This is a genomic window from Peptoniphilus indolicus ATCC 29427 (genome assembly GCF_000227315.1).
In the GTDB taxonomy this organism is placed as follows: Bacteria; Bacillota; Clostridia; order Tissierellales; family Peptoniphilaceae; genus Peptoniphilus; species Peptoniphilus indolicus.
In genome coordinates this window covers 652,447-654,970 of sequence record NZ_JH165061.1, presented here as the reverse complement: position 1 = coordinate 654,970, position 2,524 = coordinate 652,447, and the positions used below count along the sequence as shown (strand labels likewise).

Below are 2,524 nucleotides of genomic sequence, written 5' to 3'. Positions count from 1 at the left end.
TTTGTTATTTATTATTTTTATTTGTTTAATTTTGTTTTGATTTTTTATTTTTCTTGCAGTCACGTCGCCCCTACGGTTATTGGTTATATTCTTATTTTTTATTTTCCGGGTTATATTGTCTGTATATTCTATCTAAGTCATTAGATCTGGTTTCTAAATATTCTACCAATTTATCTATTATTTCATCTTCTTTTCCAACGCCTAAAATAACATCTAAGTCTTTTCTTACATTTCCACCGTTTAAGATAAGTCTTTTAATTTTCTCTTGATCCTCTAAACTTACATCTTTATCTCCGTTTCTCAGCATATCCATTGTTCTATTTGATCTTTCGCTAAATTCCCCTATGGCTGTATGGATTCTATCTAGATTGCTTGGAGATAAGTTTTCTCTGCGATCAACTTCAGGTAAATTAAATCTAATTCTTTCATAAATACTTTCAGGAGCTGTCTCAATCACTTGGGATGCTCTTTTATCATCTACTTCTACTTGAGTTTGTTCAGCATCTGTATGTTGTTCTTCTAAAACTTGAACTTCTTTTACTTCTACAGCTTGCGTATCTTCGCTTACTTTTTGTCCCATGCCGGAAGCTGACACCGGGCTGATTATTGAGTGTGGAGGTTTTTCTTTTCCTTGTTGTTCTATCCTTAAAGCCTGTTGAGCCGCCTCAGATTTTTCTACTATCTTTACTTCAGAAGCTTGCTCGCTTGCCACAGCGCCTGTTTCTTCAGTCTTAGCTTCAATTTCTATATTTTGTTCCATTACTTTAAAATCTTCAGCTTTTGAAATAGTTCCTTGTAAGACAAGATGACTTCCTTCATTTTCTACTTTAGCTATAGGTGCAGCAGCTTCTGTCTTCTTCACATCTTCATAGTGTTCTTTTTCGGTGTTTTGTTCAATTCTGTCTCTATCCTCTATTCCGGTAGCTTTTGGCAATACTGTACCTGTGTCTTCATTGTTTCCCTCTTCAAGTTTAGCAATTATTTCTTTAATTTTCGATTCATCATTAAAATCTATATTGTCAAAATTTATGCCTAATTTGTTTAATCTCTCTATTTGAGCTTTTGTCAACATAGTTATTTTATCTAATGAATCATCATCTTCAGCATCTACATCCATATTCCATTTAGGAGAATTGTTAGGAACTTCTTTAATGATTTCTAACGGTTTTATTTCCATTCCGGCAGATGCTTCTTCTACTTGTTGTTCAATCTGTTGTTTTAATGTGTTTAAATAACTTATTCTTTTGTCATCAGTGTCTTTAATTTTTTCATAATCTCGTTCATCTAATCCCTTAAGGTCTTTAGGTCTAACTTTGCCTATAGCTTTAAAGAAGTCATTTAATGCTCCGTCTAAATTATCTTTAGCTTCTCTTGCCATTCTCAAATTTACTATTCCATTGAGCCATAATCTATCCCTGGCATTATATAAATCATTATCTGTTATATAGTTATAATAATCTTCTTTTACTTCCCCACCTGCTATACCTAGAGATAAATTCTTTTCTATTTCTAACATCTCTCTAGCTTCTTTTGCATCTAACGCATAATCAGATTTTAAAATAGCCATTATTTGATTATGCTTATTATAAATTTCTCGCATTATATCATTGTACTCTTTAAATTTAGAATCTCTACGATAGTACATTCTCCATAATCTATCGTCATCTGTATTATAAATATCTATATATCTTCCTAGATCTTCTTTTTTAATATTTTCTCTATCTATCTCTTTAATAAAATCTTTCATTGCCTTATTTATTTGAGACTTTACGTATTCAAACATTCCTACATCTAATTGATCTAAACCAGCTGTCAGGTATTCGTTAGCTATTTTTGCATTATTTTTTTCTTTTAAAGGCATATCTTTATTCCCTACTATTTTCCTATATTTTTGTATAAAATCAGTCTTTTGTTCGATGCTCTTCTTCTGCATAATCTTAAGAAAATTTGTATATGCCCCTATTTCATCTACATATCTATTTAAAGCCTCTAGATATTCCGGTTGATCATATTCTCTTTGATTGGCTAAATTATTAGCTTGAAAAATTAAATTATCCAATTCTTTAAAAGCTTGTCTAGCCCAATGATCTTTATCTATACGACCTCCCCTAGAATAATTTTTCACTTCCGCTTCAACATCTCTATATGTTCTATTTACTATTGCACTTACATTTGTTGAAGATAATATCATAACCCACAGAGATATTATCGCCACTGTCTTTCTCAATTTTCTGCTATTAAAATTTATTTTCATCTCTTCTCCTATTTCAATTTATTTTTGCTTATATTTAAGCCACTTATTGTTACATAATTTAGTACACTTTCGTTTTGTAAATATACCCTATGATTTTTAATTTCGCAATAGATTTCAACTAATCATACTGTTTTTTAAATGTTTCCGCTTATATTTTTTAAATACTTTTCTTCGTATTTATTTTCAAACTAATTTCTTAAAATTTTCTTGACTTATGTTCCATATTAAAAAAGTGTACTTTCCAAAACAAAAAAGTCCTCAAATGTAGTA

1 protein-coding gene is annotated in these 2,524 nt (G+C 30.3%); it reads right to left on the bottom strand.

The window, feature by feature from the left end; all coding sequences use genetic code 11:
* Positions 1–91 precede the first annotated feature (91 nt).
* A complete protein-coding gene (locus HMPREF9129_RS02945) occupies positions 92–2,254 on the bottom strand; it encodes a hypothetical protein (protein ID WP_004820199.1) in 2,163 nt (720 codons plus the stop codon).
* Positions 2,255–2,524: the final 270 nt, after the last annotated feature.